This is a genomic window from Ornithinimicrobium sufpigmenti (genome assembly GCF_004322775.1).
GTDB lineage: Bacteria > Actinomycetota > Actinomycetes > Actinomycetales > Dermatophilaceae > Ornithinicoccus > Ornithinicoccus sufpigmenti.
Window position 1 is genome coordinate 2,706,891 of the sequence record NZ_CP036403.1, and the last position, 26,094, is coordinate 2,732,984.

A 26,094-nucleotide genomic window follows, 5' to 3' on the forward strand; every position below is an offset into this window, starting at 1 on the left:
GCTCACTGCTCCTCCCCCAGCTCCAGCAGGCCAGGTGGGGGGTCCAGGACGACCCGGCGGGCGTCCTCGTCGATCTCGGGCACCAGCTCCTCCACGAACGGCACCAGCAGGTCCCGGCCGTCGGGGGTGCGGACCTCCAGCAGGTCCTGCACCTCGCGCAGGTGCAGGGCGGCAACCTCGCCGACAGTGCTGCCGTCGGTGAGGACCACCCCCATGCCCAGCAGGTCCTCCTCGCGCCACGCGTCCTCGTCGTCGGGCTCGTCGGCGTCCGGTGCCAGCAGGCGAGTGCCGCGCAGCGCCTCGGCGGCGTTGCGGTCGGTGTGCCCGACGAAGCCGAGCAGATAGGTGCCCTGATGCACCCGGACCGTCGCCAGCTCCAGCGGGCCGGCGCCCTCCGGCTCGGTGGCGAAGACGGCCCCGGTCACGAACCGGCGCTCGGGCTCGTCGGTGTGCACCTGCACGGTGACCTCACCGCGCAGCCCGTGCGGCTTGCCCACACGGGCCACGACGTAGGTGTCGGGCTGGCTCATCTGACTTCCTTGCGGTCGGGGACGGGTCGAGGTATGACGCGGGGAGATGACGACGGCCCGCCCTGCGCGGGTGCGCGGGGCGGGCCGTCGGGAGGTGTTGGCGCCGGTCAGCGGACGGTCACCGTGGAGCTCGGCGGAGAGCCCAACGGCCAGTCAGCGGACAGTCAGCGGACCCGGTCGGTGTCGACGATGTCGACCCGGACCTTCTGACCACCGGCCAGGGCCCCGACCACCGTGCGCAACGCGCTGGCGGTGCGGCCGCGGCGACCGATGACCCGGCCGAGGTCGTCGGGGTGGACCCGGACCTCGAGGATGTCGCCGTAGCGCGCGTTCTTGCTGCGCACGGACACATCACCGTCGTGGTCGACGATGCCCTTGACCAGGTGCTCCAAGGCCTCCTCGATCACGGTCAGGCCTCGGCCTTGTCGGTCTGGGTCTCCTCGGCAGCCGCGTCACCGCTGCTCTCGGCGGGCGTCTCCTCAGCCTTGGGCTCCTCGGCCTTGGGCTCCTCGGCCTTGGGCTTGCGGCGACGGGTCTCGGGCGCGTTACCGCCGTCCTCCTTGTCCGCAGCGGCGAGCGCGGCCTCGTAGAGGGCACGCTTGTCCGGCTTGGGCTCCTTGTGCTTCAGGGTGCCCTCGGCACCGGGCTCACCCTTGTACTTCTGCCAGTCACCGGTGACCTTCAGCAGCGCGGCGACCTGCTCGGTGGGCTGGGCGCCGACGCCGAGCCAGTACTGCACCCGCTCGGAGTCGATGTCGATGAGCGAGGGCTCCTCGGTGGGGTGGTACTTGCCGATCTCCTCGATCGCCCGGCCGTCCCGCTTGGTGCGGGAGTCCATGACGACGACGCGGTAGTACGGTGCACGGATCTTGCCCATGCGCTTCAGGCGAATCTTGACAGCCACGTGTGCGGTGTCTCCTCATTCTTGGTCTGGTGTGTGCGACCCTGCGGTCCGCGTGGGGAACACGCGCGGCGGCCGGGTCGCCGTGGACACATCCGGGCAGGTGAGAGGGACCGACCGCAGATGGGTACAGGATCATTGTGCCAGATCCTCGGCGCCCTCCCAACCGGGCGCCTGCTCGGCGACGAACCGCAGGACCTCCGTGTCGTCCACCCCGGGGAAGACCCCGGGCGGCATGACGGCGAGCAGGTGGGAGTGCGCGCGGGCGCTGGGCCAGACCTTGCCCGCCCACTGCCGAGCCAGCTCCGCCGGTGGCTGCGTGCAGCACCGGGGGTCGGGGCAGCGCGAGACGCGTCGCTGCGTCGTCTCCCGGCCTCTCATCCACCGCACCTGCTCGAAGGGCACCCCGAGGCTGACCGAGAAGACCCCCGCGGGGGTGTGCTCGGCGACGGCGGTGCACCAGAAGGTGCCGCGGCCGGTGTCGGTGTACTGGGCGTAGGCCGAGCCCACTGGCTGCTCGAAGACGACGCGGGCCGTCCAGGCACGGCATACCCGGGCCCCCTCGATCGCCCCGGAGGCGTCCATCGGGAAGCGCACGCCGTCGTTCTCGTAGGCCTTGTAGATCACACCGTCTGCGCTGATGCGCATGAAGTGCACCCGCAGGTCCAGGTGCCGCGTGGCCAGGTTGCAGAAGCGGTGGGCGGCGGTCTCGTAGGACACGCCGTAGGCGTCGCGGAGGTCCTCCAGGGCGATGTCCCGCTCTGCCTTGGCCCGTTGGAGGAAGGGCACCGCGGTCAGCTCGGGCACGAGCACGGCGGCCGCGAAGTAGTTGATCTCCACGCGCTGGGCGAGGAACTCGGCGTAGTCCCGTGGCGGCTCGTGCTCCAGCACGACGTGCGCCAGGGCCTGCAGCGCGGCGGCCCGGGTGTCATGAGCGCCGCGGGCCGGCAGGTAGATCCGCCGGTGCTCCAGGTCGGTGACCGTCCGGGTCGAGGCCGGGACGTCCGGGACGACCTGCAGCTCGAACCCGACGTGCCGGGCCATCCGGTTGACCGCCTCCCGCGTGATGGGTCCGTGACCGTGCTCGACTGCGCGGACCAGCTCGGCGGCCCGCGCCTCGATCTCCGGGAAGTAGTTGTCCGCCTCACGCATCAGTGCGCGCAGCTCCGCGTTGGCCAGGCGCGCGAACTCGGGCGTGGCCGCACGCTGCTGCTGCAAACCCACCACCGTCTCGTAGAGCCCCACCAACGCCTCGAGCGCGTCGTCCGGCAGGCCCGCGCCGGTGCGGACCGGAGGTATGCCGAGGGTCGCGAACCCCTCGGAGCGCTGGGCGCGCTCCCAGCGCACCTCCAGCGCGTCCCGGCGCGTCGGCGGCCCGCCGGACAGCAGCGCAGCGGTGTCCACCCCCAGCGCCGCAGCCAGCGCCCCGAGCGTCGACACCCGAGGCTCCCGACGGCCGTTCTCGATGAGCGACAGCGCGGATGGCGACAGGCCGACCTCGGTCGCCACGTCGGCCAGGGTCAGCCCGCGACGCCTGCGGTGGTGCCGGATGCGTCGCCCGACCGCCACGGGGTCGGCCTGGCCTGCCCGCGTCTCGTCCCCGACCCCCTCGAGGCGGGTGGAGGGGCGGAAGGGGAGAACCCGGGCGTGAGAACTCGTCATACCTGCACCTTAGCGAAAGAATCGACCTTCTTGACAGCACCTGGCCGCCCCAAGGCCCTCCAAGTGCGAGCAGACTCGTGGCATCAGCCCGCTTTACCCCTTCACCCCACGGGAGCCGACGATGACGACCACCACCCCAGGTACCGCCACCGAGCAGACCCCCTTCGCGCAGCAGGCTCAGGAGATCGAGCACGACTGGGCGAGCAACCCCAGATGGAACGGCGTCGAGCGCCGCTACACCGCCGAGGATGTCGTGCGGCTGCGCGGCTCTGTGGTCGAGGAGCACACCCTGGCCCGGCGGGGCGCCGAGCGCCTCTGGGAGGCCCTGCAGACCAAGCCCTTCACCCGCGCCCTGGGCGCATTGACCGGCAACCAGGCCGTGCAGATGGTCAAGGGCGGGCTGGAGGCCATCTACCTCTCCGGCTGGCAGGTGGCCGCCGACGCCAACCTGGCTGGCGAGACCTACCCCGACCAGAGCCTCTACCCCGCCAACTCGGTGCCGGCCGTGGTCCGCCGGATCAACAACGCGCTCAAGCGCGCCGACCAGATCGCGTGGATGAACGGCGAGACCGACGTCGACTACTTCGCGCCCATCGTCGCGGACGCCGAAGCCGGCTTCGGTGGTCCGCTCAACGTCTTCGAGCTGATGAAGTCGATGATCGCCGCCGGGGCCGCCGGCGTGCACTGGGAGGACCAGCTGGCCTCGGAGAAGAAGTGCGGCCACCTGGGCGGCAAGGTGCTGGTGCCGACCTCCCAGCACGTGCGCACCCTGAACTCCGCCCGCCTCGCGGCCGACGTGCTCGGGGTCCCCTCGATCGTCATCGCCCGCACCGACGCCCTGGCCGCGGACCTGCTGACCAGCGACGTGGACGAGATCGACCAGGAGTTCACCACCGGCGAGCGCACCCCCGAGGGCTTCTTCCGGGTCCGCAACGGCATCGAGCCGGTGCTGGCGCGGGCCAAGGCCTACGCGCCCTACGCCGACCTCATCTGGGTCGAGACCGGCACTCCGGACCTGGGCCTGGCGCGGGAGTTCGCCCAGGAGCTGCACAAGGACTTCCCGGGGCAGCAGCTGGCCTACAACTGCAGCCCCTCCTTCAACTGGAAGTCGGCGCTGTCCGACACCGAGATCGCCGAGTTCCAGGACAAGCTGGGCGAGCTGGGTTACGCCTTCCAGTTCATCACCCTGGCCGGCTTCCACTCCCTCAACCACGGCATGTTCCACCTGGCGCACGGGTACTCCCGCCGGGGCATGAGCGCCTACGTGGAGCTGCAGGAGGCCGAGTTCGCCGACGCCGAGCGCGGCTACACCGCCGTGCGGCACCAGGCGGAGGTCGGCACCGGCTACTTCGACGCCGTGAGCACCGCGGTCAACCCGGAGTCCTCCACCACCGCGCTGTCCGGCTCCACCGAGACCGAGCAGTTCCACCACTGACCGTCCGGCACCGCTCGACGGCACCCGGGACGCGTCATGGCCTGTCCCGGGTGCCGCGGCATACCCTGGGTTTCCACCCGGTGCCGGCGGCACGGCCCCCACGACGCACGCAGGACGAGGACACGATGGACCAGTACCCCACCGCACTGCTCGACGAGACCGCCGTCGAGGCGTTGCGCACGCTGGAGCGGGAGACGCGCACCGAGCTGCAGGCGCTCATCGCCGCCCGCAAGGACCTGTCGCGGACGATCCGCGAGGGTGCCGAGCTCGAGGTGCCGGCCGCGGCCAGCCACGCCCGCGACGACGACGCCTGGCGGGTGCGACCGCACCCGGCAGACCTGACCTACCGGCTCGTGGAGCTGGCCACCCCAGCTACCCCGGAGCACGCCAAGGGTGCCCTGGCCTCGGGGGCCGATGTGTGGGTGGCCGACCTGGAGGACATGCTCGTCCCGACCCAGGCGCGACTGGTGGAGGCCCACCGGGTCATCCAGGAGGTCGCGGCCACCCGGAGCGGCAACCCCGAACCCGGCGTTCCCACGCTCATGGTCCGCCCCCGCGGGCTGCACCTGCACGAGGCGCACTTGCCCGTCGACGACGCGCCGGCGAGCGCCGCGCTCATCGACACCTTCACCTTCCTGGCCCGGTGCGGGGCGACGCTGCAGGAGAACGGCACGGGCCCGTACCTCTACCTGCCCAAGCTGGAGACGGCGGCGGAGGCGCACTGGTGGGACCGCACCCTGACCCGGATGGAGGAGCTGCTCGGCCTACCCCAGGGCTGCACCCGCGTCAGCGTGCTCGTGGAGACGGTGCAGGCCGTCTACCAGCTGGAGGACATCGTCCACGAGCTGCGGGAGAGGGTGACCGGGCTGGCCGCCGGACGGTGGGACTACGTCTTCTCCCACCTGCGCACCTACGGCGACCGGCCCGATCACGTGCTGCCTGACCGGGACGCTTTCACGATGAACACCCGGTTCCTGCGGACCTACTCGGACGCGATCGTGCGGGTCTGCCGCCGCCGCGGCGTTCAGGCCATCGGCGGCCCGATCGCCCTGGCCGCCGGCGGCCCGTTCGACGAGTCGGTGTCGATGACCCATGCCCGGGTGCACCGTGACAAGGCCCGGGAGGCCGGCGAGGGCTTCGACGGCGCCTGGGTCCTGCACCCGGCGCTGGTGCCCGTGGCCCGCGCGCCGTTCGAGGAGCGCCACCGGCGCCGGGAGAAAGAAGACCTGCCCGAGCCGGACCGTCCCTCCGGGGCGATCGACCCGGCGGCCCTCCGGGACGTCAGCTCCCTGGCCGGCTCGGCCACCCTCACCGGGGTCCGCACCGCGCTGCGTTCCTCGCTGGCCTACCTGACCGCCTGGCTCGCCGGGGAGGGCACCGTCACCCTGGCTGGTCACGTCGAGGACTTCGGCACCGTGGAGCTGAACCGGATGCAGCTGTGGCAGTGGCTCCTGCACGGCACCCGCCTGGCCGAGGGACCGACGATGTCGGAGCGGCTGCTGGACCGGATGCTGGAGGACGAGGTCGCCCTGCTGCGCCGGCGCGGAGCCAAGGAGGACCTGCTGCGGCTGGCGGTCACCCTGCTCCGCGACTCGGTGGTCGTCGAGGAGCCGCCGGCCTTCCTGTACCAGCAGGCCTACGATGCCCTGCTGTCCGTGGAGCTGAACGGGGACGGCGACGTCGCGGTGGCGTGACCGGACGGCCTGAGCAGAGCCCGCTCTAGTAGAGGTGCCCGCGCAGGATCACCCGGTGCGGGTCGGCCATGGTCCGCACGTCCTCGCGCGGGTCGTCGCGGTAGACCACGATGTCGGCCGACTCGCCCTCGGCGATGCCGGGCCGGCCCAGCCACTCCCGCGCCGTCCAGGTGGCCGCCCCGATCGCCTCGAGGTTCGACATACCCGTCCTGGTCAGCGCCTCGACCTCCCGGGCCACCAGCCCGTGCGGCAGCTGACCACCGGCGTCGGTGCCCACGTAGACCGGGACCCCGGCCTCGCGCGCCTTGGCCACGGTCTCGTACCGGCGCTCGTACAGGTCCATCATGTGGTCGGCGTACGTGGGGAACTTGCTCCGCCCCGCCTCGGCGAAGGCGGGAAAGTTGTCGATGTTGACCAGCGTCGGGACGATCGCGATCTGCTGGGCGGCGAAGGTGTCGATCGTCTCGTCGGTCAACCCCGTCGCATGCTCGATGCAGTCGGTCCCGGCCGCCGCGAAGTCGACCAGCGACTGCTCACCGAAGCAGTGCGCGGTCACCCGCGCCCCCTCCTCGTGCGCGGCAGCGATCGCCTCGGTGAGGATGTCCACCGGCCAGCAGATCCCGAGGTCGCCGGTCTCGCGGTCGATCCAGTCACCGACCAGCTTGACCCAGCCGTCCCCGTTGCGGGCCTCCTGACGCACGTACTCCACCAGGTCCTCCGGCTCGATCTCCCAGGCGAAGTTGCGCAGGTAGCGCCTGGTGCGGGCGATGTGACGCCCGGCGCGGATCAGCCGCGGGAGGTCCTCCCGCTCCTGCACCCACCGGGTGTCGGCGGGGCTGCCGGCGTCCCGCAGCAGCAGCGCGCCTGCCTCCCGGTCGGCGAGGGCATGCTCCTCCGCGCGGGCGTCGTCGACCGCCCCGTGCGCCTCCAGCCCGACGTGGCAGTGGGCGTCGACCAGCCCGGGCACGGCATACCCCTGCACGGTCTGCACCTCCCCCGACGTGGGCGGGGTGAGGCTGACCACCCCGTCGATGACCCAGACCTCGTCCAGGACCTCCTCGGGACCGACCAGGACCTGGCCCTGGATGTGCAGCGCCGGTGCGCTCATCTCGCCTCCTTGCGGGTATGCCGTCCGCTCAGGCTAGCGAGTAGGTTCTGCCCTGTGCTCATGGACCGGGTCGATCTCGCCGCGCTGCTGCACGCGGCGGCCGACGGGCGGTTCCCGCCGGTCGACGGCGGGGTCTCCCGGGCGCGGCCCTGGCGGGACGGGGTCGAGGCCGCGGTGGCCTTCACCGGGCACGCGGTGCTGGCCGTCGGTGGCGACGTGGACGACCAGGCGCTGCTGCTGCTCGGTGCACACGGCTACGGCGTTGTCCACGACCCGCGGCTGGTGACCGCGCTGGCGGGTCGGGGTGAGATCGGGGTGCTGGACGTGCTGCTGGTCGCGCACGGCACGGGGAAGGACGGCACCGGAGCGGGCCCCACCGGGGCGGGCGGCGCCGGACCGAGCAGTGCTGTCCCCGTGGGGCCCCTCGTGCCTCGCCCCGACCTGTCCGGTGCGGCGCGCGCCCGCCATGCCAGCCTCTGGCGCGACGAGGTGCGGGTCCTCGGGCTGCCGGACCCCGCAGCGACGGGGCTGACCACGCTGTCCCGCGGCATCGCGGGTCTGACCGAGGTGGGGCTGCAGGACGAGGACGGGACCGCTGAGGCGCTGCTCGCCGGGGCGCTGGCCCAGGTGCCCCGCGGCGAGCTGGTGGTGGCGTCGGTCACGCCAGGCAACGCCCGCTCGCTGCGGTTCTTCCTGCGCCGCGGCTTCGTCCCGGTCGGCTCGGTCCAGCAGTGGCGCCCCTCAGACCGCGACCCGTCACGCATCGTGGTGGACAGCGCCCCCCACTGACCTTCGGCCCCGGGCGCGCGGCCCGGCAGCGGGCAGCAGGGCGGGTCAGGGCGTGAGCACGCCCGCCTCTCGGGCCGGCTCGGCGTAGGCCGCCGCCAGGGAGTCGACGGTCTCGTGCGCGTTGAGACCGCTCGGGTTGGGCACCACCCAGAGCACCGCGCCCTCCAGCGGCTCGGGCTGGCGTCCGGCTGCGGCGGCGCGCACCCCGAAGGCGCTGCGGTATGCCGTGATCCCCGCCACCGCGACCACGCGCGGCCGCACCCTGCGCACGGTCCCGCGGAGCCGCTGGCCGCCCTGGTGCAGCTCCTCCCTGGACAGCTCGTCGGCGCGGGCCGTGGCGCGTGGCACCAGATTGGTGATCCCGATCCCCCGGCCGAGCAGGTGGGTGCGGTCCTCGTCGGTCATGCCGGCGGCGGGGTCGATGGCGTGCTCGATGATGCCGGCGCGCAGCAGCGCGGGATAGAAGCGGTTGACCGGATGGGCGAAGTGGGTCTGGGTGGCCGCGGTCCACAGCCCGGGGTTGATGCCGACGAAGAGCAGCCGCAGGGTAGACCCGTCGGCGGGCAGCAGGTCGGGCACCTCCCTGTCCCGGAAGGACTCCAGCTCGGCTCGGGTGAATCGTCGGGTCGCCACGCGGCCGAGCCTACGGGGCGGCGCGGGCTGCAGCGCGCCCCTCCCGGGGATCCCGAGACTCAGGTGGACAGCGACCCCGGCCCGGCCTCCGCCGGCCGCAGCCCCACCTGGTCCCAGGCCGAGAGCAGCGCCTGCTCCTCCTCCGAGCCCACGCCGTACCGGGCGGCGGCCACCTGCAGGGTGACCCGGGCGAAGGTGGCGAAGTCGCAGTCGCGCGGGATCAGCCCCCGCGTCGTCATCGTGTCGAACCACACGAGCCCGGCCCGCTCCCACGACCGGCCGCCGAGGGCCGTCGCGTAGAGGTGGAAGGCCTTGTTGGGGATGCCGGAGTTGATGTGCACGCCGCCGTTGTCGTGGTCGGCGTCGTGCGGGAGGACGACGTAGTCGTCCATGTGCCCCGGTTGTGGGTCGGTACCGAGCACGGGGTCGTCGTAGGCCGTCCCCGGCGCGGCCATCGACCGCAGCGCGACCCCCTGGACCCGGTCGGTGAACAGGTCGGCACCGATCAGCCAGTCGGCCTCCTCGACGGTCTCGTCCCGCACCCACTGGCGCACCATGGACCCCCAGACGTCCGATGCCGACTCGTTGAGAGCCCCGGACTGGCCGACGTAGGTCAGGCCGGCGGTGTACTGGGTCATCCCGTGCGCCAGCTCGTGCGCGATGACGTCGACGCTGCCGGTGAAGCGCTGGAAGTAGACCCCGTCCCCGTCGCCGAACACCATCTGCCGTCCGTCCCAGAAGGCGTTGGCGTAGTTGCGCGCGTAGTGGACGGTGGCGACCAGCGGCATTCCCTGGCCGTCCAGCGAGTCCCAGCCGTAGACGCGGGCCAGCACCTCCCAGGTCGCGCCCAACCCGTCGAAGGCCTCCTCGACGGCCGGCTCCCAGGGGCCGTCGTCGGTCTCCGTGCGCACCAGCCGGCCCGGGAGCAGTGTGCCGTGCTCGGCGTCGTGCACCTGCCGGTCCGGGGCTGCGTCCTCAGGCAGGGGCGCGTGGTCGGGAAGCGTGGGCAGCTGCCCAGGCGGGACGTCCGCGCGCCGCACCGGAGGCACCATGAGCCGCCCCTGCAAGGGTGCGTGGCCGCCGGGCCAGCGCGTGCCCAGCATCTCCCTGCGCCCCCGGGTGGCCTCACCGTCCCGCAGCGCGAACTCCAGTGCGGGCGCCAGCTCGGGCTCCGCCTGGGCGATGCGGCGCAGCAGGTAGCCGGGAACGATCTGGCAGCGTGCGCGCGACCGACGGGTGCTCTGGGTGCTCTGGGTTCCCTCCATGACCCGACTCTGCCACGCGGGGCCGACAGACCTCGCGGTTCAGTCGCCCAGCAGCTCGCGCACCCGCGGGATGACCTGGGTGCCGTAGAGCTCGATCGACGTCATCAGCTGGCTGTGCGGCATGGGGCCGTTGGCGTACTTGAGGTCGAAGCGGTCCAGCTTCAGCGCCCGTACGGTCGCGGCTATCTTCTGCGCGACGGTCTCCGGGGAGCCGACGTAGAGGGCTCCGTGGGTGACCTCCGAGTGGTACTCGTCGAGGGCCATCGGCCCCCACCCGCGCTCGGCACCGATGCGGTCCCGGTTGGCCTTGAAGTGGGGGTACAGCTGCTCGCGCGCCAGCTCGTCGGTCTCGGCGACGTGACCGGGCGAGTGCACCGCCACCGGCAGCTGCGGGGCACCGGACTCCTCCAGCACGCGCCGGTAGAGGTCGGCGTAGGGCGCGAAACGCTGCGCGGGGCCGCCGATGATCGCCAGCATCAGGGGTATCCGGTATGACGCAGCGCGCACCACGCTCTGCGGGGAGCCGCCGACCGCGATCCAGGTCGTGAGCCGGCCGGACTCGGTCTTGGGCCAGACCTCCTGGTCGACCAGCGGGGAGCGATAGCTCCCCTGCCAGGTGACGGGACCCTCCTCGAGGACCTTGGCAAAGAGGTCGAGCTTCTCGGCGAAGAGCGTCTCGTAGTCGCGCAGGTCGAAGCCGAACAGCGGGAAGGACTCGGTGAAGGAGCCACGCCCGAGCACCACCTCGGCCCGTCCGTTGCTCAGGGCGTCGATGGTGGAGAACCGCTCGAAGACCCGGACGGGGTCATCGGAGCTGAGCACCGTGACGGCCGAGCCGAGCCGGATCCGCTCGGTGCGCGTGGCCATACCCGCGAGCACCACGTCCGGCGCGCTCACCGCGAAGTCGGAGCGGTGGTGCTCCCCCACCCCGATGAAGTCGACGCCGACCTGGTCGGCCAGCACCGCCTGGTCCACCAGGTCACGGATGACCTGAGCGCCCGTCTTCGGGCTCCCGTCGTCGCCGACGGTCATGTCCCCGAAGGTGTCCAGGCCCAGCTCTACGGTCACGGTCGTCCTCTCGCTCAAACTGCCTGCTGCGGGTGCGGTGCTGCGTCACCCGGTTGTTGATACGTCAACCATAGAGTCCGCACGTGAATTCCGTGCGCTCGGTCGTGAGGTGGGACCGGTGGTCGGGGGCAGAGCGTGCCGGTCCGCGAGCAGAGCGTGTCGCCGGTCGGGGCGAAGCGTGTCCCCGGTCGGGGTGGTGGTTACTTCTTGTCCTGGTCGCCGAGGAACTTCTCGAACCCGGCGGGCAGCTTCAGGCCGGCGAGATCACCGGGGCCGCCGTCACCGGCGCTGCCGGACGGCATACCGTCCTCACCCTGGCCCAGGGCGCCGAAGGCGCTCTCCAGCGAGGCCTCGCGCGCGGCCTGCGCCTTCTGCGCCGCCTCCTGCTCCTGCTGCGCGCGCTTGGCCGGGTTGCCGGACTTGCCCTTCTTCTTCTGCTGGGCCTTGCCGCGCTTGCCGCCGCCCGCGCCACCCATGCCCGGCATCCCCGGCATGCCGGGCATCCCCGGCATCCCGCCCTTCTTCAGCTGGCGCATCATCTTCTGCGCCTCGCCGAACCGCTCGAGGAGCTGGTTGACCTCCGAGACCGAGACACCCGAGCCGCGGGCGATACGGGCGCGGCGTGAGCCGTTGATCTGCTTGGGGTGGTTGCGCTCGAAGGGAGTCATCGAGCGGACCATCGCCTCGACCCGGTCGAACTCCTTCTCGTCCAGGGCGTCCAGCTGGGCGCGCATCTGCTGCATCCCGGGCATCATCCCGAGCATCTGCTTCAGCGAGCCCATCTTCTTGATCGCCGACATCTGCTGGAGGAAGTCGTTGAAGGTGAAGTCCTCCTCGGAGAGGAACTTGCGGGTCATCTCCTGTGCCTGGACCCGGTCGAAGGCCTTCTCGGCCTGCTCGATCAGGGTCAGCACGTCACCCATGTCCAGGATGCGCGAGGCCATCCGGTCCGGGTGGAAGAGCTCGATGTCCTTCACGCCCTCGCCCGTGGAGGCGAACATGATCGGCTGCCCGGTCACCGTCGCGACCGACAACGCGGCGCCACCGCGGGCGTCGCCGTCCAGCTTGGTCAGCACCGAGCCGGTGATGCCCACGCCGTCGGCGAAGGCCTTGGCGGTCTCCACCGCCGCCTGACCGATCATCGCGTCGATGACGAAGAGCACCTCGTGGGCGTTGGTCTCGAGCCGGATGTCGTGCGCCTGGCGCATCAGGTCCACGTCGACGGCGAGCCGGCCGGCGGTGTCGATGATGACCACGTCGTGGCCCTTGCGCCGGGCCTCCTCGACACCGTCGACGGCGACGTCGACCGGGTCGCCGAAGGAGCGGGTCCCCTCCCCCGACTCCAGGGCCGCGTCGTGACCGAAGACGTTGCCGCGCTCGGGCGCGAACACCGCGACCCCGGCCCGCTGCCCGACGACCTCGAGCTGGGTGACGGCGTTGGGCCGCTGCAGGTCGGCCGCGACGAGCAGGGGGGTATGCCCCTGGTCGGCCAGCCACCGGCCCAGCTTGCCGGCGAAGGTGGTCTTGCCCGATCCCTGCAGACCGGCCAGCATGATGACCGTCGGCGGGTTCTTCGCCAGGGTGATCCGGCGGGTCTGCCCGCCCAGGATCGAGACCAGCTCCTCGTTGACGATCTTGACGATCTGCTGCGCCGGGTTGAGCGCCTGGTGCACCTCGGCACCCAGGCCACGCTCGCGCACGGCGCCGGTGAACTCCTTGACCACCGGCAGCGCGACGTCCGCGTCCAGCAACGCCATCCGGATGTCGCGGATGGTCGCGTTGAGGTCGGACTCGGTGACGGTGCCCTTGCGCTTGAGGTTCTTGAAGGTCAGCGCGAGACGGTCGGAGAGGGAGTTGAACACCCCGCAAGGATACGTTGGACCGATGGCCGATCCCATTCGCACCGCCCGCCGCCGGCTCGCCCAGGCGCTCCGCGACCGGGTCGCCGGTCCTGACGCCGAGCGTCGGGCGCACGCGATCTGGTTGGCTCCCGGCGAGCGTCGCTTCGCCCCGGACGACCCGATCTGCCGTGTCCAGGGGCACGCCGGCATGTACGCCGGCGGCATCCGCGCCCTGCTCCTGCAGTCGCTCCACCCGCTGGCCATGGCCGGGGTCGGAGAGCACTCCGGCTTCCGTGGGGACCCCTGGGGACGGCTGCAGCGCACCAGCGAGTTCATCGCGATGACTACCTTCGGCCCGCTGGAGCAGGCCGAGAAGATCCTCGACCGGATCAACAGGGTGCACACCACCGTGGTCGGCACCGCCCGCGACGGCCGCCCCTACGACGCCACCGACCCGCACCTGCTGCGCTGGGTGCACGTCGCCGAGATCGACAGCTTCCTGCTCGCCCACCAGCGCTACGCCCGCATCCCGCTCACCCCCGCCGAGGCGGACCGGTATGTGGAGCAGGCCGCGTGGGCGGCCGGGCGCCTCGGCATCCCCGACCCGCCGGAGACGGTGGCCGAGCTGGAGGGCCAGCTGGCGGCATACCGGCCCGAGCTCGAGACGACCCCCGGCGCCCTGGACGTCGCCCGCTTCCTGCTGCACGAGCCACCGCTGCCGGTCGCCGCGCGCCCGGGCTTCTGGCTCCTCGCCGTGGGTGCGGTCGAGATGCTGCCGGACTACGCCCGCGAGCTGCTCGACCTGCGGCTCCCCGGCCCGCTGCGCGCCGCGGACGAGGTGGCGCTGCGGGTGCTGGCCCGACCGCTCGGCCGCGTCGGCACCGCAGCGGTCGGGTGGGCGCTGTCCGACCCGCAGGACCCGCGCAACAGCCAGGAGAGTTCCGCCGTGGCCTGACAGGCGCATCTCGCGACGGCGGTGCGGGAACGGTGTGCCACATCTGTCGTTCGGCCGACGCCTGTGACACACCGTTCCTGCACGTGGATGCCGCCGCGCGGGTCAGCCGATGATCGCGTCGACGAAGGCCTCCGGGTCGAAGGGTGCGAGGTCGTCCGGGCCCTCGCCCAGGCCGATGAGCTTGACGGGGACGCCGAGCTTGCGCTGGACGTTGACCACGATGCCGCCCTTGGCGGTGCCGTCCATCTTGGTCAGCACGATGCCGGTGATCGCGACCTCCTTGGCGAACTCCTCCGCCTGGCGCATGCCGTTCTGGCCGGTGGTGGCGTCGAGGACCAGCAGCACCTCGCCCACCGGGGCGAGCTTCTCGATGACCCGCTTGATCTTGCCCAGCTCGTCCATGAGCCCGCGCTTGGTGTGCAGACGTCCCGCGGTGTCGATGATGACGACGTCGGACTCGAGGTCGATGCCGGCCTTGACCGCCTCGTACGCCACCGAGGCCGGGTCGGCACCTTCGACCTGGGAGCGCACCGTGGGGACGCCGACGCGCTCACCCCAGGTCGTGAGCTGGTCGGCGGCAGCGGCGCGGAAGGTGTCGGCGGCGCCGAAGACGATGTCCTTGTCCTCGGCGACGAGCACCCGGCCGAGCTTGCCGACGCTGGTCGTCTTGCCGGTGCCGTTGACGCCGACGACCAGGATGACGGCCGGGTGGTCCTCGGTCCGGCTGGCCGCGATGCGGCGGTCCATCGTGGGGTCCACCAGCCGCAGCAGGTCGGTCCGCAGCCAGGAGCGCACCAGCTCCGGGTCGCTGGTGCCCTCGATCCTGACCTGCCTGCGCAGGGCGTCGACCAGCTCGGTCGTCGCCTCCACGCCCAGGTCGGAGGCGAGCAGCGTGTCCTCGACGTCCTCCCAGTCGCTCTCGCTCAGCCCCTCGCGCGAGAGGAGCGCGAGCAGAACATTGCCCATGGCGGAGTTGGACCGGGCCAACCGAGCCCGCAGCCGCTGCAGACGGCCCCGCGCCGAGGCGGGCCGCTCCAGGGTGGCGGCCTCCTCCAGCTCGATCTCCTCGACGGCGACGCCGCCCCCGCGGTTCTCGACGTCGACGGGGCGGTCCTCGACGAGGACGTCCCCCGGCTCCTGACCGGAGGGGTCCGTGCTGACGGGCGGCAGGCGATCTCCGTCCGCGCCCGGCGGCAGGGTGGTGCTGCGTCCGCCGCGGCCCCGCACCAGCCCCACCAGCAGGGCGAGCCCCGCGAGGACGACGGCGGAGACGACGGCAAGGATCTCCCAGAGCTCATTGATCGGTCCCACGGCGGACAGTCTTCCAGACGGCCCGGAACCTGCCCGCATCGTGGACCGTCCGACCCGCATGAGACGGACCAGCACCGCCGCCCTCGCCCTCGCCGCCGCCCTCACCGTGGCCGCCTGCGGCACCGAGACAGACACCCCCGGCGCCGGTGCGGACGCACCGACCGGCAGCGAGGAGGCCAGCACCTCCCCCGGTGATGAGGACGCGAGCACCTCCCCCGGTGATGAGGACGCCAGCACCTCCCCCGGTGATGAGGAGGCCAGCACCTCCCCGGGTGATCCCGACCAGATGGACGACGCCGACGACAAGGTGCTGGCCGGTACCCGCGGGGGCGGTCACTTCTTCATCGACAGCCTCGCGGTGCGGCAGGCCGAGTCGGACCCGGTCCAGCTCTTCCTGGACGTGGAGGGCAACGCCCCCACCCCCTGCCACACGGTGGCCTACGAGGTCGACCACGAGGCGGACGCCATCCTGGTCCACGTCACGACCGTCGAGGCCGAAGGGGTGGCCTGCACCCAGGTCCTGGTCCCCTACGAGCTCTCGGTGCCCCTCGGGGAGACGGACACCTTCCCGGTCACGGTCGACGTCAACGACGGTGAGCACGTCCTCACCGTCGACGCCTGACCCGCATGACGCAGCCGACGGGGACCTGCCGGACAGCCAGCTGCGGAGGGGTCAGCTGGCTGCCCGCAGGTCCTCGTCCGACGGACCGGTGCCCGCCCCATCGGTGGGGCGGGTACGCGGGCGCTCCGACGGACTCGTCCCCGTCGCCGGGGGGCGCCCATCGGTGTGCTGGCCGGTGCGCTGGCTGGCGGTGGGCCGCTCGGGCAGCCGCTCGCGCAGCGCCTGGCCCCGCTCGACGGCGGTGCTGCCGAGCTGGGACCCCCGCTCCCTCACCTTCTCGCCGACCCTCTCGCTGGTCCGGCGGACGCCGGCGATCAGCTCCTCCCCCTCGGCGGTCCAGAACTCGCCGCGGCCCTCTCGTCGTGCCTCGAGCATCACGAAGGCCACGACGCCGGCACCGAGAGTGACGCAGATGACCATGGCGACGACGAGAGCGAGCATGCCACCAGTGTGCCGCCCCCACGCCGTCTCACCTCAATCCTCGGGCGGCGTGTCCGCCGCGGTCCCCTTCCCGGCGGATCCGGGCCACGGTCTCCCGGCTGGAGGCGAGCACGCCTTCCGGCTCACCCAGTTCCTCCCGTAGCCGCAGCGCGGTGAGGGCCTGGGCCTCGGCGTCCGCCAGGCGGCCCTCGTCGAAGAGCGCCTTGGCCCGGTGCTGGCGCACGAAGGCGAGCATCCGTCCATCGGCGCCCCCGCCCTGCCCCGACGAGGCGAAGACCTCCTCGGCGGCGTTCAGCAGCTCGTGTGCCTCGGCATACTCCTCGCGCCAGTGGTGCACGTGCGCGAGCCGGACGGCCGCGGCGGCCCATCCGGGGGTCATCGGCTCCCGCTCAGCCAGGGCGCCCTCCCCCACCGCGAGCGCCTGGTCCAGCTCGCCGAGCATCCGCCAGAACGAGACCGCGTGCGGGTCCGCTGGCGTCTCCGCCAGCCACTCGAGCGTGTCCTCCTCGGACAGCAGCTCCTCGCGCAGCGTCTCCCCGTCGATGACGTAGGCGGGAAACTCCGCGCCGCCGTAGACCTGCATCAGGCTGGCTCCTTCTCCTGCTCCTGGTCCTGCTGGGGGTCCTTCTGAGGGGCGTTCTGAGGGGCCTGCTGGGGCCGGCCGCCCCGCGGGGCGACGTCGCGCACCCGTTGGCTGACGACGGTGGTGACACCGTCCCCCTGCATGGACACGCCGTACAGGGCGTCGGCGATCTCCATGGTGCGCTTCTGGTGGGTGATGACGATCAGCTGGGAGGAGTCGCGCAGCTCCTCGAAGAGGGTGATGAGCCGGCCGAGGTTGGTGTCGTCGAGGGCCGCCTCCACCTCGTCCATGATGTAGAACGGGCTGGGCCGGGCCTTGAAGATCGCCACGAGCAGGGCGACCGCGGTGAGCGAGCGCTCCCCGCCCGACAGCAGCGAGAGCCGCTTGATCTTCTTGCCCGGCGGGCGCGCCTCCACCTCGATGCCCGTCGTGAGCATGTTGGCGGGGTCGGTCAGGGTGATCCGCCCCTCGCCGCCGGGGAAGAGCCGGGAGAAGACCCGCTCGAACTGGGCGGCCGTGTCGTGGAAGGCCTCGGTGAAGACGCGCTCCACCCGCTCGTCAACCTCTCTGACGATCTCCAGCAGGTCGACCTTGGACCGCCGCAGGTCCTCCACCTGCTCGGTGAGGAAGGTATGGCGTTCCTCCAGGGCGGCGAACTCCTCCAGGGCGAGCGGGTTGACCCGGCCCAGCTGCCCCAGGGCCCGTTCGGCCCGCCGCAGCCGCTTGTCCTGCTCCTCGCGGACGAAGGGCCGTGGCTCGGGGAAGTCGTCGGCGTCCGGGTCCTCGTCGGGGCCAGGGATGTGCGGCACGGGCAGCTGCGGGCCGTACTCCTCCACGAGGGTCTCCGGGTCGACGCCCATCTCCTCCAGGGCGCGGGCCTCGAGCGCCTCGATGCGGAGCCGCTGCTCCGCGCGGGCGATCTCGTCGGCGTGCACCGAGTCGGTGAGGTCGCGCAGCTCGTCCGCGAGGTTGCGGGCGCGGCTGCGGGCGACCGCGAGCGCCTGGTCGAGCTCGGCCTGGCCGGCCTGCGCCTGCTGCCGCACGGTGGCCGCGCTGGCCAGCGCCTGCTCGGTGAGCCCGAGCACGTACGCCGCACCCTGGCCGACAGCCTCGGCGGTGGCGCGCTCGTGCGCCCGCCGCGCCCGCCGCTGGGCTGCGCGCTCACGGGCGGCGAGCTCGTTGCGGGCAGCGGCCTCCAGCGCGTCGGCCCTCCCGGCGAGCGCCCTGGCCCGCTCCTCCTGGGTCCGGAGGGCCAGCCGCGCCTCGGTCTCGGCCGTCCGCGCCCGGGCAGCGGCTTCTGCCAGCCGCTCCCGCTGGGAGGTGTCCGGGTCCTCGGTGCCCTCCTGGGTGGCCAGCGCCTCGGCGTCGGCGAGGCGCTGCTCCAGCTCGGCCAGCTCGGTCCGGGTGGCGGCCAGGCTCTCCTCGGCCGCGGTGATCGCAGCGGTGGTCCGCTCGTGCTCGGCCCGCGCGGCCCGCATGGCCTGGCCGTGCTGGGAGAGCTGCTCGGCGACGGCGGTCATCCGCGCGTCGGAGTCGTGCAGGTCGTCCAGCGCGGCCTCGGCCTCGGCGATAGCGTGCTGCAGCACCTCCCTGGCCCCGGCGAGGGAGAAGGTCGCCGCCTGCGCCCGACGCTCCGCGGCCCGCACCCCCTCCTGCGCCTCGTCGAGGGCGGACTGCAGCTCCAGCAGGCTCGGTGCGGCGGCCGAGCCGCCGTGCACCCAGCCCGGTCCGTAGACGTCGCCCTGGTCGGTCACGACGGTGATCCCCGGGGTCGAGCGCACCAGCGCGGCTGCGTCCTGCCCGTCCGGGACCAGCGCGACCCGGTCCAGCAGCCCGTGCACGGCTCTGGTGAGTGCCAGGTCCGGCGCGGAGACGACGTCGGCGGCCCACACGGCATACCCGGGCAGGTCCGGCCAGTCGGCCCTGGGCTGCTCCTGCGTCCCGGCGGCGAGCTCGGGCACCAGCATCCCCGCCCGGCCCTGGTCCTGTTCCCGCAGCCAGCCCAGCGCCTGCTGGGCGGGCTCCAGCCCCTCCACGACGAGGGCCTCCCCCGCCCAGCCCAGGGCGGCGGCGATGGCCGCCTCACGGCCCGCCTCCACGGTCAGCTCGCTCGTCACGGTCCCGCGGATCCCGCTCACCGCCGACCGGTCGGCCTCGAGGAGCGCACTGGCACCGTCGGTCCGACGCAGGGACAGGGCGAGCGCCTCGACCCGGGCCTGCAGCGCGGCCTGCTCGCCCTGGGCCTCGCGCAGCTCCGTCTGCCACCGCTGCACCTGGGCCTCGGCGCTCTCGCGCTTCTCCTCGGCGACCTCGTAGCGGGCGTCCAGTCCCTCCTCGCCCTCCTCGACGTCCAGGACGGTGCCCTCCAGCGCCGCGAACTCCCGCTCGGCGGTGGCGGCCCGCTGCTGCACTGCGGCCGCCGTGGCCTGCAGCCGGGCGATCTCTCCCTCGCCCGCCTCGATCCGGGAGCGACGGGCGGCGACCTGGCCGGCGAGCCGGGCCAGGCCCTCGCGGCGGTCGGCCGCGGCCCGCGCGAGCCGGTGCAGCCGGGCCTGCTCCTCGGCGTGCGCGGCCTCGGCCCGTCGACGAGTGGCCTCGGCCTCGTCAAGGGCGGTCGCCAGCTCGGCGACCTTGGCGAGCAGGGCGTCCTCCTCCGCGCGGACCTTCTCGGCCTGGGCGCGCAGCTGCTCGGGGTCGCGTCCGCCGGGACGTCCGGCGGCCTCGGCGCGCAGGTCCTCCTCCTCGGCCCCCAGCAGCCGCACCCGTTCGGCGGCCAGGTCGCGCAGGGCACGCAACCGTTCCAGGAGCGAGGACAGGGCGTACCAGTGGTCCTGGGCGGCCTGCAGCACCGGCGCCGACCGGGCCCGCTCCTCCTCCAGCTCGCCGACCTGGGCATCGGCGGCCTGGGCCGCGGCCTGCACCCGGGTGCGACGCTCGACGAGCGCCCGCTCGTCGGCCATCTCCTGCTCCAGCGCGCTGGTCAGCTGCACCAGGTCGTCGGCGAGGATGCGCAGCCGGGCGTCGCGCACCTCGGCCTGGATGCTGGCGGCGCGCCGGGCGGTCTCGGCCTGGCGCCCCAGGGGACCCAGCTGGCGGCGGATCTCTGCGGTCAGGTCGCCGAGGCGGGTGAGGTTGCCCTCCATCGTCTCCAGCTTGCGCAGGGCCCGCTCCTTGCGCTTGCGGTGCTTGAGGACGCCGGCGGCCTCCTCGATGAAGCCGCGCCGCTCCTCCGGCGTCGCCCGCAGCACCTGGTCCAGCTGGCCCTGCCCGACGATGACGTGCATCTCGCGGCCGATGCCGCTGTCGGAGAGCAGCTCCTGGACGTCGAGCAGCCGGCAGCTCGTGCCGTTGATCGCGTACTCGCTGCCCCCGGAGCGGAACATGGTCCGGGTGATCGTCACCTCGGAGTAGTCGATCGGCAGGGCCCCGTCGCCGTTGTCGATCGTCATCGCGACCTCGGCGCGACCCAGCGGTGACCGGCCCGAGGTGCCGGCGAAGATGACGTCCTCCATCTTCCCGCCCCGGAGGCTCTTGGCGCCCTGTTCCCCCATCACCCAGGCGAGGGCGTCCACGACGTTGGACTTCCCCGAGCCGTTGGGCCCCACGATGCAGGTGATGCCCGGCTCCAGGCGCAGCGTCGTCGACGAGGCGAACGACTTGAACCCCTTCAGGGTCAGGCTCTTGACGTACACGGCATCTCTTCGGCTGGCTTCTCTTCTCGCGGGCGCTGGCCCCGGTCACGATACCCGCGGGGTATGCCGTGCCACCGGAGGCGGGACGGCCGCCTCCCGGCGGCGGGGGCCCTCTCAGCGCTCGAGGAAGCCGGCGAGCCCCTCGCGCGGCTCGTGCCACTGGGTGGTGATGCCGTCGACCCGACCGGGCCGCGAGGTGGTCGACGGGTCCTCCTGCAGCAGGCCGATCAGCGCGTCCAGCGCGGCCCGGTCGCCCTGCGCGTTGACCTCGACCCGACCGTCGGGCAGGTTGCGGGCGTGCCCGACCAGGCCCAGCTCGAGGGCGCGGGCCCGGGTCCACCAGCGGAAGCCCACCCCCTGGACCCGCCCACGGACGAAGATCAGCGCGCGCTCCATACGTCTCACACTACGGTGGGCGCGTGAGCGCACCGACCGCATACCTGCCGATCACCGACCGCCCGATCCGCTGGGGGCTCCTCGCCGCCGGCAAGATCGCCCACGCGCTGGCGCAGGCCGTGCAGGCGAGCGAGGGCGGTCAGGTGGTCGCCGTCGCGGCGCGCGAGTCCGTGCGGGCCGCGGAGTTCGCCCGCGCCCACGACATCCCCGGCTTCTACGGCAGCTACGAGGAGCTGGCCACCGACCCCGAGGTGGACGTCGTCTACATCTCCACGACCAACCCCTACCACGCCGAGCAGGCGGTGCGGTGCCTGCAGGCCGGCAAGCACGTGCTGGTGGAGAAGCCGATCGCGCTGACGGTCGCCGACGCCGAGCGCATCGTCCAGACCGCCCGCGACACCGGCCGGTTCGCGATGGAGGCGATGTGGACCCGGTGCCAGCCCCTGGTGCGCGACCTCGTCGACCGGGTGCGGGCGGGCCAGATCGGGCAGGTGCGCAGCTTCCACGCCGCCTTCACCGTGCCGATCGAGTATGACGCCTCCCACCGCATCTTCGACCTCGCCAACGGAGGCGGGGCACTGCTCGACATCGGTGTCTACCCGGTCACGCTCGCCCACCTGCTGCTCGGGCACCCCACGGACGTCCAGGTGCTCGGCGCCGCCGCCCCGACCGGGGCCGACGCGCGGACCGCCCTGCAGTGGATGACGGCCGAGGGCGCGGTGGCGCAGGTGATCTGCGACTCCCAGAGCCACGGCTCGTCCCGGACGGTGGTCCGCGGCAGCGAGGGCTGGATCGAGGTGCACGGCCCGGTGGCCGAGCCGGAGTCGTTCACCGTCCACCGCGGCACCGACCCCGACGAGGGCGAGCACGTCACGGGCGACCGGCGAGGTTTCGTCCACCAGGTCGAGGAGGTCCACCGGTGCCTGCGCGAGGGCCTGCTGGAGTCACCCCTCGTCCCGCACGCGGACACCGTGGCGATCATGACCATCCTGGAGTCGGCCCGCCGCGAGCTCGGCGTCCGCTACCCGCAGGAGCCCGAGCCGCTGCACAGGTGAGCTCGGCACCCGCGCCGCTGCCTACCTGACCAGCCGGGGTGAGGCAGGCTAGGGCCATGACGCAGCTGCTCGTCTTCCTGCTCGGGACCCTGGTGGCCCTGATGCTGCTCGGCCACCTGGCCACCCCGCTGGGCGAGCGACAGCCGCTGCGCCGCTGGACGCCGGTCTACCTGATGGACCGGGTCCCGCACGCGATCACCCTCTTCAGGGACGCGGGTGCCCTGCAGCGCAGGCGTTTCGAGGACGCCGCGGCCGAGCGCGAGTCCCAGGTCAAGGATCAGGGACGCCGGGTCGAGGACGCCGTGGACGGTGAGGGCTCGGGGGGCTTCGACGGCCGCGAGGACAGGGGGGACCTGGAGGGCGAGGACCCCCGCGGACGCACCTGACAGCGCGGGCAGAAGTGGGAGGAGCGGTTCATGAACTGCTCCCGGCGCACCGTCGACCCGCAGCGGGGGCAGGGCAGCCCGTCCTGCCCGTACACCGCGAGCGACCGGTCGAAGTATCCGCTGGCACCGTTGACGTTGACGTAGAGGGCGTCGAAGCTGGTCCCGCCCTGACCCAGCGCCTCGGTCATCACGTCGGCCGCATGGCCCAGCAGGCGGCCCAGTGCGGGCTTAGTGAGTGCCGAGGCCGGGCGCAGACCGTGCACCTGCGCCCGCCACAGGGCCTCGTCGGCATAGATGTTGCCGATGCCGCTGACCACCGTCTGGTCCAGCAGGAGCCGCTTGACCGCGACGTCCTTGTCCTTCATCCGGCGCGCGACCCCGGCCGCGTCGAAGGCGGGCTCCAGCGGGTCCGGGGCGATGTGCAGCACGGGCTCCGGTATGCCGTGCACGTGGGCCCCCGCGTCGCCCTGCAGGTCGTCCCGCGGTGCGACCGGGACGGCATACCGGTCCTCGTGCAGGGTGGTGAGCGCCAGACCGCCGAAGGTCCGCTGGTCCACGAAGCGCAGCTGCGGCCCGTCGTCGGCGAAGTCGAAGCTGGCGTGCAGGTGCTTCTCGCGGGGGACGTCCGGCGCCTGCACGAGGAGCTGCCCGCTCATCCCGAGGTGGACGACGAGGGCGTGCGGGTCGTCGTCCGGCGGGTCCAGGACGAGCCAGAGGTACTTGCCGCGTCGGTCGGCCGCGAGGACGGTGGCCCCCTCGACCCGTGCCATCAGGTCGGCGGGCCCGGCCTCGTGGCGGCGCGCGACCCGCTCCCCGGTGAGCAGGGCACGGGTGATGGTGCGTCCCACGACGTGCTCGGCCACCCCGCGGCGGACCACCTCGACCTCGGGCAGCTCAGGCACGGCTCGACCTAAACACGGCCGGCTCAGGTACGGGGGGTGGGCTCGGCGTCGACGACCTTGACGGCCCGCGCGGTCAGCAGGCGCCAGCCCGCCTCGGCGGCCTCCTGCTCGGCGCGCTTCTTCGACCGGCCGGTCCCGCTGCCGACGACCTCGCCGGCGACGAACACCCGGGCGGTGAAGGTCTTGTCGTGGTCGGGCCCCTCGTGCTCGACCCGGTACTCCGGCGGGCCCATCTCCCCCGCCGAGGTGACCTCCTGCAGCGAGGTCTTCCAGTCCAGCGCGGCGCCGAGGCTGGCGCTGCGGCGCAGGAGGGGGTCGAGCAGGTGGTGCACGAGGTCGGCGGCGGCGCCCATGCCGGCCGAGAGGTAGACGCAGCCGATGACGGCCTCGACGCAGTCGGCCAGGATCGAGGCCTTGCGGCGCCCGCCGGTGGCCTCCTCCCCTTTGCCGAGCAGCACGAAGTCGCCCAGGTCGAGGACCTGGGCGACCTCGGCGAGGGCCCTGGAGTTGACGACGGCGGCGCGCAGCTTGGCCAGCTGCCCCTCGGGCAGGTCCGGGTTCTCCCGGTAGAGCGTGTCGGTGACGACGACCCCCAGGACGGAGTCACCGAGAAACTCGAGGCGTTCGTTGTGCGGCTGGCCGCCGTTCTCGTAGGAGTAGGAGCGGTGCGTCAGGGCACGCAGAAGCAGCGCCGCGTCACAGCGTTGCCCCACGATCGTCCGCAGACGGTCGTTGAGCTCGGCGACGGGGCGCATACGTCAGCGAAGGCTGCTCAGCCCTGGTGCTCGGTGCGCTCGGCGGCGCCGTAGTGCCGGCCGTTGTAGGAACCGCAGGAGGGGCAGGCCTGGTGCGGGGTGCGCACGGCCTGGCACTGGGGGCAGGTCGACAGCGTGATGGGCGCGGCCTTCCACTGCGAGCGGCGGTGCCGGGTGTTGCTGCGGGACATCTTCCGCTTGGGAACGGCCACGTCAGATCCTTCTCTCGTCGTCGTCGGACGGCGTGGCCAGATCGGCCAGTGCCGCCCACCGGGGGTCGATCACGTCATGGTGGTGCTCCGGGTCGTCCGCGAGCCTGGCGCCACACTCGACGCACAGGCCCGGACAGTCGTCCCGGCACACCGGCTGGAAGGGCAGCGAGGTGACGACGGCGTCCCTGATGGTCTCCTCGAGATCCATCAGGTCGTCGACGAGCTCGCGCTCCTCCTCGTCCGTGTCCTCCCGGTCCGGGCCGGCCACCTTCTGGTGGTGGGCGGCACGCTCCGGGTAGGCGAACAGCTCCTGGAAGGACACGTCGAGCTGCTGCTCGAGGGGATCCAGGCACCGCACGCATTCTCCGACCGCCGTGGCCTGGGCCGAACCCGTCGCCAGCACGCCCTCGACGACCGACTCCATCCGCAGCTCCAGCGCGACCTGCTGGCCGGCCGGAACGGCGATGACGTCGGTGCCCAGGGGCTCCGACACGTCCACGCGGCGGGAGACCTCGCGCATGGTGCCGGGCCGGCGGACCAGGTCGCGGGTGTCGAACACCCAGCCCTGCTCCGTCTGCTGCGCAGCCATGATGAAGTCCTCGTCCAGCGTGGTCGTGTGTGGTGTGGCGGCGGTGCGACCCTCGTCCGCGGATGACGCCGGAGGGGAAACACAAACCGACGCACCAGACTACCGGAGCGGCGGGCTCCTGCTCAAATCCCGCCGTCCAGGCTCAGCGGAGCTCGTCGAGCGCCTCCAGGACCTGCGGCGGCACCAGGGCCGAGACGTCCCCGCCGTAGTGGTGGACCTCCTTGACCAGCGAGCTCGAGACGTGCTCGAGCGACGGGTCGCCGGGCAGGAAGACGGTCTCCACGCCGGTGAGGTGCTTGTTCATCAGCGCCATCGGCAGCTCGTAGGCGAAGTCGGTCCCGCCGCGCAGGCCCTTGACGATGGCCCCGGCGTCCACCTCCCGGCACACGTCGACCAGCAACTGCCCGCCGAACGACTCCACCCGCACCCGGTCGGCCAGCTCGGCCGGCAGTGCCCCCAGGGCCTCCTGCACCATCGCCACCCGCCGGGGTACCTCGAAGGTCCCCCGCTTGGCCGGGTTGTGCAGGACCGCGGCGACGACCTCGTCGAAGAGGGTGGCGGCGCGGGCGATGATGTCCAGGTGTCCGAGGGTCACCGGGTCGAAGGAGCCGGGGCACACGCAACGGCGGGTGGGCGTCATGCGTTCACCCTAACGACCCTCGCCGCCCTCACTCCTCCTCGTCGGCGGGGAGCACGCCCTCGCGGTGGGCCTCCTCGACCAGCGCCCGCACCGTCTCCACGGTCACGCCGACGTCCAGGTGCTTGCCGCGGATCTCCAGGAAGGTCGCGCCCAGGTCCTTGCGGTCCTGGTCGGAGACCTCCTCACGGGCGGGGTTGAGGATGGTCAGCTCCTCCTCGGTGATGTGGTGCTGGAGGACCTCGTTCAGCGCCTCGACGGCGTCGTCGAACTTCTGGGTGTCGGTGCCCTTGCACTCCAGGAGGGCCAGCAACGCCTCGTTGATCTCGGCGTGCTCCTCCTCGCCGTGCTCGGCCTCCTCGGTGTCGATGGCATCCTTGCGGCGCAGTCGCGGGTAGACCTGCTGCTCCTCGGCCTCACCGTGCGCGACGAGCACGGCGGCCAGCGCGGCCCGTGCCGCGGCCCGGTCGGCCGTGCTGTCGCGCAGCTCGCGCATCAGCGTCTCGAACAGCCGGTGGTCGTCCAGGATGAGGTCGACGACGTCTCCGGACACGGGCCGGGGGATGGGGTATGCAGTCACGACGGTGATCCTGCCACCGCGGCTCGGCCGTCGCTCGGCCAGGTCGTCAGAT

The 26,094-nt window shown here is 72.7% G+C and carries 27 protein-coding genes; 7 read left to right on the top strand and 20 right to left on the bottom strand.

The window, feature by feature from the left end; genetic code table 11:
- Positions 1-2 precede the first annotated feature (2 nt).
- The 4 genes from rimM to ESZ52_RS12400 all read right to left on the bottom strand — a co-directional run bounded on the left by rimM (position 3) and on the right by ESZ52_RS12400 (position 3,093).
- Positions 3-530: a ribosome maturation factor RimM gene (rimM, locus tag ESZ52_RS12385; protein WP_131105195.1), complete on the bottom strand. Its 528-nt coding sequence runs from the start codon at positions 528-530 to the stop codon at positions 3-5.
- Positions 531-694: 164 nt separating this feature from the next.
- Positions 695-937, bottom strand: coding sequence for an RNA-binding protein (locus ESZ52_RS12390; RefSeq protein ID WP_131105196.1), 243 nt, complete (start codon positions 935-937; stop codon positions 695-697).
- Between the two features lie 2 nt (positions 938-939).
- Complete coding sequence (gene rpsP / locus ESZ52_RS12395) at positions 940-1,434, bottom strand: 30S ribosomal protein S16 (protein WP_131105197.1); 495 nt, start codon at positions 1,432-1,434, stop codon at positions 940-942.
- Positions 1,435-1,566: 132 nt separating this feature from the next.
- Positions 1,567-3,093, bottom strand: coding sequence for an XRE family transcriptional regulator (locus ESZ52_RS12400; RefSeq protein ID WP_131105198.1), 1,527 nt, complete (start codon positions 3,091-3,093; stop codon positions 1,567-1,569).
- A gap of 121 nt (positions 3,094-3,214) precedes the next feature.
- On the opposite strand from ESZ52_RS12400, the gene aceA reads away from it, so the two are divergent.
- Both aceA and ESZ52_RS12410 read left to right on the top strand, forming a co-directional pair.
- A complete protein-coding gene (gene aceA / locus ESZ52_RS12405) occupies positions 3,215-4,528 on the top strand; it encodes an isocitrate lyase (RefSeq protein WP_131105199.1) in 1,314 nt (437 codons plus the stop codon).
- Between the two features lie 50 nt (positions 4,529-4,578).
- Positions 4,579-6,222: an aldolase/citrate lyase/malate synthase family protein gene (locus ESZ52_RS12410; protein WP_132974532.1), complete on the top strand. Its 1,644-nt coding sequence runs from the start codon at positions 4,579-4,581 to the stop codon at positions 6,220-6,222.
- Positions 6,223-6,247: 25 nt separating this feature from the next.
- On the opposite strand, the gene ESZ52_RS12415 is transcribed toward ESZ52_RS12410, so the two are convergent.
- Positions 6,248-7,330 (bottom strand): amidohydrolase family protein, encoded by a 1,083-nt coding sequence (locus ESZ52_RS12415; RefSeq protein WP_131105201.1) that lies wholly within the window; start codon positions 7,328-7,330, stop codon positions 6,248-6,250.
- 60 nt (positions 7,331-7,390) lie between these two features.
- Between ESZ52_RS12415 and ESZ52_RS12420 the strand changes: the two genes are divergently transcribed.
- The gene (locus ESZ52_RS12420) at positions 7,391-8,119 is read left to right on the top strand and encodes an N-acetyltransferase (RefSeq protein WP_131105202.1); all 729 of its coding nucleotides are present in this window, start codon (positions 7,391-7,393) and stop codon (positions 8,117-8,119) included.
- A 45-nt stretch (positions 8,120-8,164) separates the two neighbouring features.
- Here ESZ52_RS12420 and ESZ52_RS12425 read toward each other — a convergent pair whose 3' ends face one another.
- The 4 genes from ESZ52_RS12425 to ffh all read right to left on the bottom strand — a co-directional run bounded on the left by ESZ52_RS12425 (position 8,165) and on the right by ffh (position 12,947).
- Entirely contained in the window at positions 8,165-8,752 is a 588-nt protein-coding gene (locus ESZ52_RS12425) for a mismatch-specific DNA-glycosylase (RefSeq protein ID WP_131105203.1), read from the bottom strand.
- Positions 8,753-8,811: 59 nt separating this feature from the next.
- Positions 8,812-10,017 carry a M4 family metallopeptidase gene (locus ESZ52_RS12430; RefSeq protein ID WP_131105204.1) on the bottom strand — a complete coding sequence of 402 codons (1,206 nt, stop codon included), beginning with the start codon at positions 10,015-10,017 and terminating at the stop codon, positions 8,812-8,814.
- Between the two features lie 39 nt (positions 10,018-10,056).
- Positions 10,057-11,103 carry an LLM class flavin-dependent oxidoreductase gene (locus tag ESZ52_RS12435; RefSeq protein ID WP_272948384.1) on the bottom strand — a complete coding sequence of 349 codons (1,047 nt, stop codon included), beginning with the start codon at positions 11,101-11,103 and terminating at the stop codon, positions 10,057-10,059.
- Between the two features lie 182 nt (positions 11,104-11,285).
- Positions 11,286-12,947 carry a signal recognition particle protein gene (gene ffh, locus ESZ52_RS12440; protein ID WP_131105205.1) on the bottom strand — a complete coding sequence of 554 codons (1,662 nt, stop codon included), beginning with the start codon at positions 12,945-12,947 and terminating at the stop codon, positions 11,286-11,288.
- Positions 12,948-12,969: 22 nt separating this feature from the next.
- Here ffh and ESZ52_RS12445 point away from each other — a divergent pair, with 22 nt between their 5' ends.
- Positions 12,970-13,881 carry an oxygenase MpaB family protein gene (locus tag ESZ52_RS12445; protein ID WP_131105206.1) on the top strand — a complete coding sequence of 304 codons (912 nt, stop codon included), beginning with the start codon at positions 12,970-12,972 and terminating at the stop codon, positions 13,879-13,881.
- A gap of 102 nt (positions 13,882-13,983) precedes the next feature.
- Here the strand turns inward: ESZ52_RS12445 and ftsY are convergent, their stop codons facing one another.
- Positions 13,984-15,192, bottom strand: a complete 1,209-nt coding sequence (gene ftsY / locus ESZ52_RS12450; protein WP_131105207.1) for a signal recognition particle-docking protein FtsY — start codon at positions 15,190-15,192, stop codon at positions 13,984-13,986.
- A gap of 58 nt (positions 15,193-15,250) precedes the next feature.
- Between ftsY and ESZ52_RS12455 the strand changes: the two genes are divergently transcribed.
- Positions 15,251-15,814: a hypothetical protein gene (locus tag ESZ52_RS12455; RefSeq protein ID WP_131105208.1), complete on the top strand. Its 564-nt coding sequence runs from the start codon at positions 15,251-15,253 to the stop codon at positions 15,812-15,814.
- A 51-nt stretch (positions 15,815-15,865) separates the two neighbouring features.
- Here the strand turns inward: ESZ52_RS12455 and ESZ52_RS12460 are convergent, their stop codons facing one another.
- From ESZ52_RS12460 to ESZ52_RS12475, 4 genes are all read right to left on the bottom strand, one after another.
- Positions 15,866-16,255: a hypothetical protein gene (locus ESZ52_RS12460; RefSeq protein ID WP_131105209.1), complete on the bottom strand. Its 390-nt coding sequence runs from the start codon at positions 16,253-16,255 to the stop codon at positions 15,866-15,868.
- A gap of 28 nt (positions 16,256-16,283) precedes the next feature.
- Positions 16,284-16,838: a tetratricopeptide repeat protein gene (locus ESZ52_RS12465; protein ID WP_131105210.1), complete on the bottom strand. Its 555-nt coding sequence runs from the start codon at positions 16,836-16,838 to the stop codon at positions 16,284-16,286.
- Entirely contained in the window at positions 16,838-20,530 is a 3,693-nt protein-coding gene (smc, locus tag ESZ52_RS12470) for a chromosome segregation protein SMC (RefSeq protein WP_131105211.1), read from the bottom strand. The genes ESZ52_RS12465 and smc overlap by 1 nt, the downstream gene beginning before the upstream one ends.
- A 114-nt stretch (positions 20,531-20,644) precedes the next feature.
- The gene (locus ESZ52_RS12475) at positions 20,645-20,926 is read right to left on the bottom strand and encodes an acylphosphatase (protein ID WP_131105212.1); all 282 of its coding nucleotides are present in this window, start codon (positions 20,924-20,926) and stop codon (positions 20,645-20,647) included.
- A 23-nt stretch (positions 20,927-20,949) separates the two neighbouring features.
- On the opposite strand from ESZ52_RS12475, the gene ESZ52_RS12480 reads away from it, so the two are divergent.
- Positions 20,950-21,981 (top strand): Gfo/Idh/MocA family protein, encoded by a 1,032-nt coding sequence (locus tag ESZ52_RS12480; protein ID WP_131105213.1) that lies wholly within the window; start codon positions 20,950-20,952, stop codon positions 21,979-21,981.
- 56 nt (positions 21,982-22,037) lie between these two features.
- The gene (locus ESZ52_RS12485) at positions 22,038-22,367 is read left to right on the top strand and encodes a hypothetical protein (protein ID WP_131105214.1); all 330 of its coding nucleotides are present in this window, start codon (positions 22,038-22,040) and stop codon (positions 22,365-22,367) included.
- Here the strand turns inward: ESZ52_RS12485 and mutM are convergent.
- From mutM to ESZ52_RS12515, 6 genes are all read right to left on the bottom strand, one after another.
- On the bottom strand, positions 22,259-23,269 hold the full coding sequence (mutM, locus tag ESZ52_RS12490; protein ID WP_131105215.1) for a bifunctional DNA-formamidopyrimidine glycosylase/DNA-(apurinic or apyrimidinic site) lyase: 1,011 nt from the start codon (positions 23,267-23,269) through the stop codon (positions 22,259-22,261). The genes ESZ52_RS12485 and mutM overlap by 109 nt on opposite strands.
- 23 nt (positions 23,270-23,292) lie before the next feature.
- Positions 23,293-24,024: a ribonuclease III gene (rnc, locus tag ESZ52_RS12495; RefSeq protein WP_131105216.1), complete on the bottom strand. Its 732-nt coding sequence runs from the start codon at positions 24,022-24,024 to the stop codon at positions 23,293-23,295.
- Between the two features lie 17 nt (positions 24,025-24,041).
- Positions 24,042-24,236, bottom strand: a complete 195-nt coding sequence (rpmF, locus tag ESZ52_RS12500) for a 50S ribosomal protein L32 (RefSeq protein WP_131105217.1) — start codon at positions 24,234-24,236, stop codon at positions 24,042-24,044.
- 1 nt (position 24,237) lies between these two features.
- Positions 24,238-24,825 (bottom strand): YceD family protein, encoded by a 588-nt coding sequence (locus tag ESZ52_RS12505; RefSeq protein WP_181009976.1) that lies wholly within the window; start codon positions 24,823-24,825, stop codon positions 24,238-24,240.
- Between the two features lie 142 nt (positions 24,826-24,967).
- Positions 24,968-25,465 carry a pantetheine-phosphate adenylyltransferase gene (gene coaD / locus ESZ52_RS12510; RefSeq protein WP_131105218.1) on the bottom strand — a complete coding sequence of 166 codons (498 nt, stop codon included), beginning with the start codon at positions 25,463-25,465 and terminating at the stop codon, positions 24,968-24,970.
- 28 nt (positions 25,466-25,493) lie between these two features.
- On the bottom strand, positions 25,494-26,042 hold the full coding sequence (locus tag ESZ52_RS12515; protein ID WP_131105219.1) for a hemerythrin domain-containing protein: 549 nt from the start codon (positions 26,040-26,042) through the stop codon (positions 25,494-25,496).
- Between the last annotated feature and the right edge of the window lie 52 nt (positions 26,043-26,094).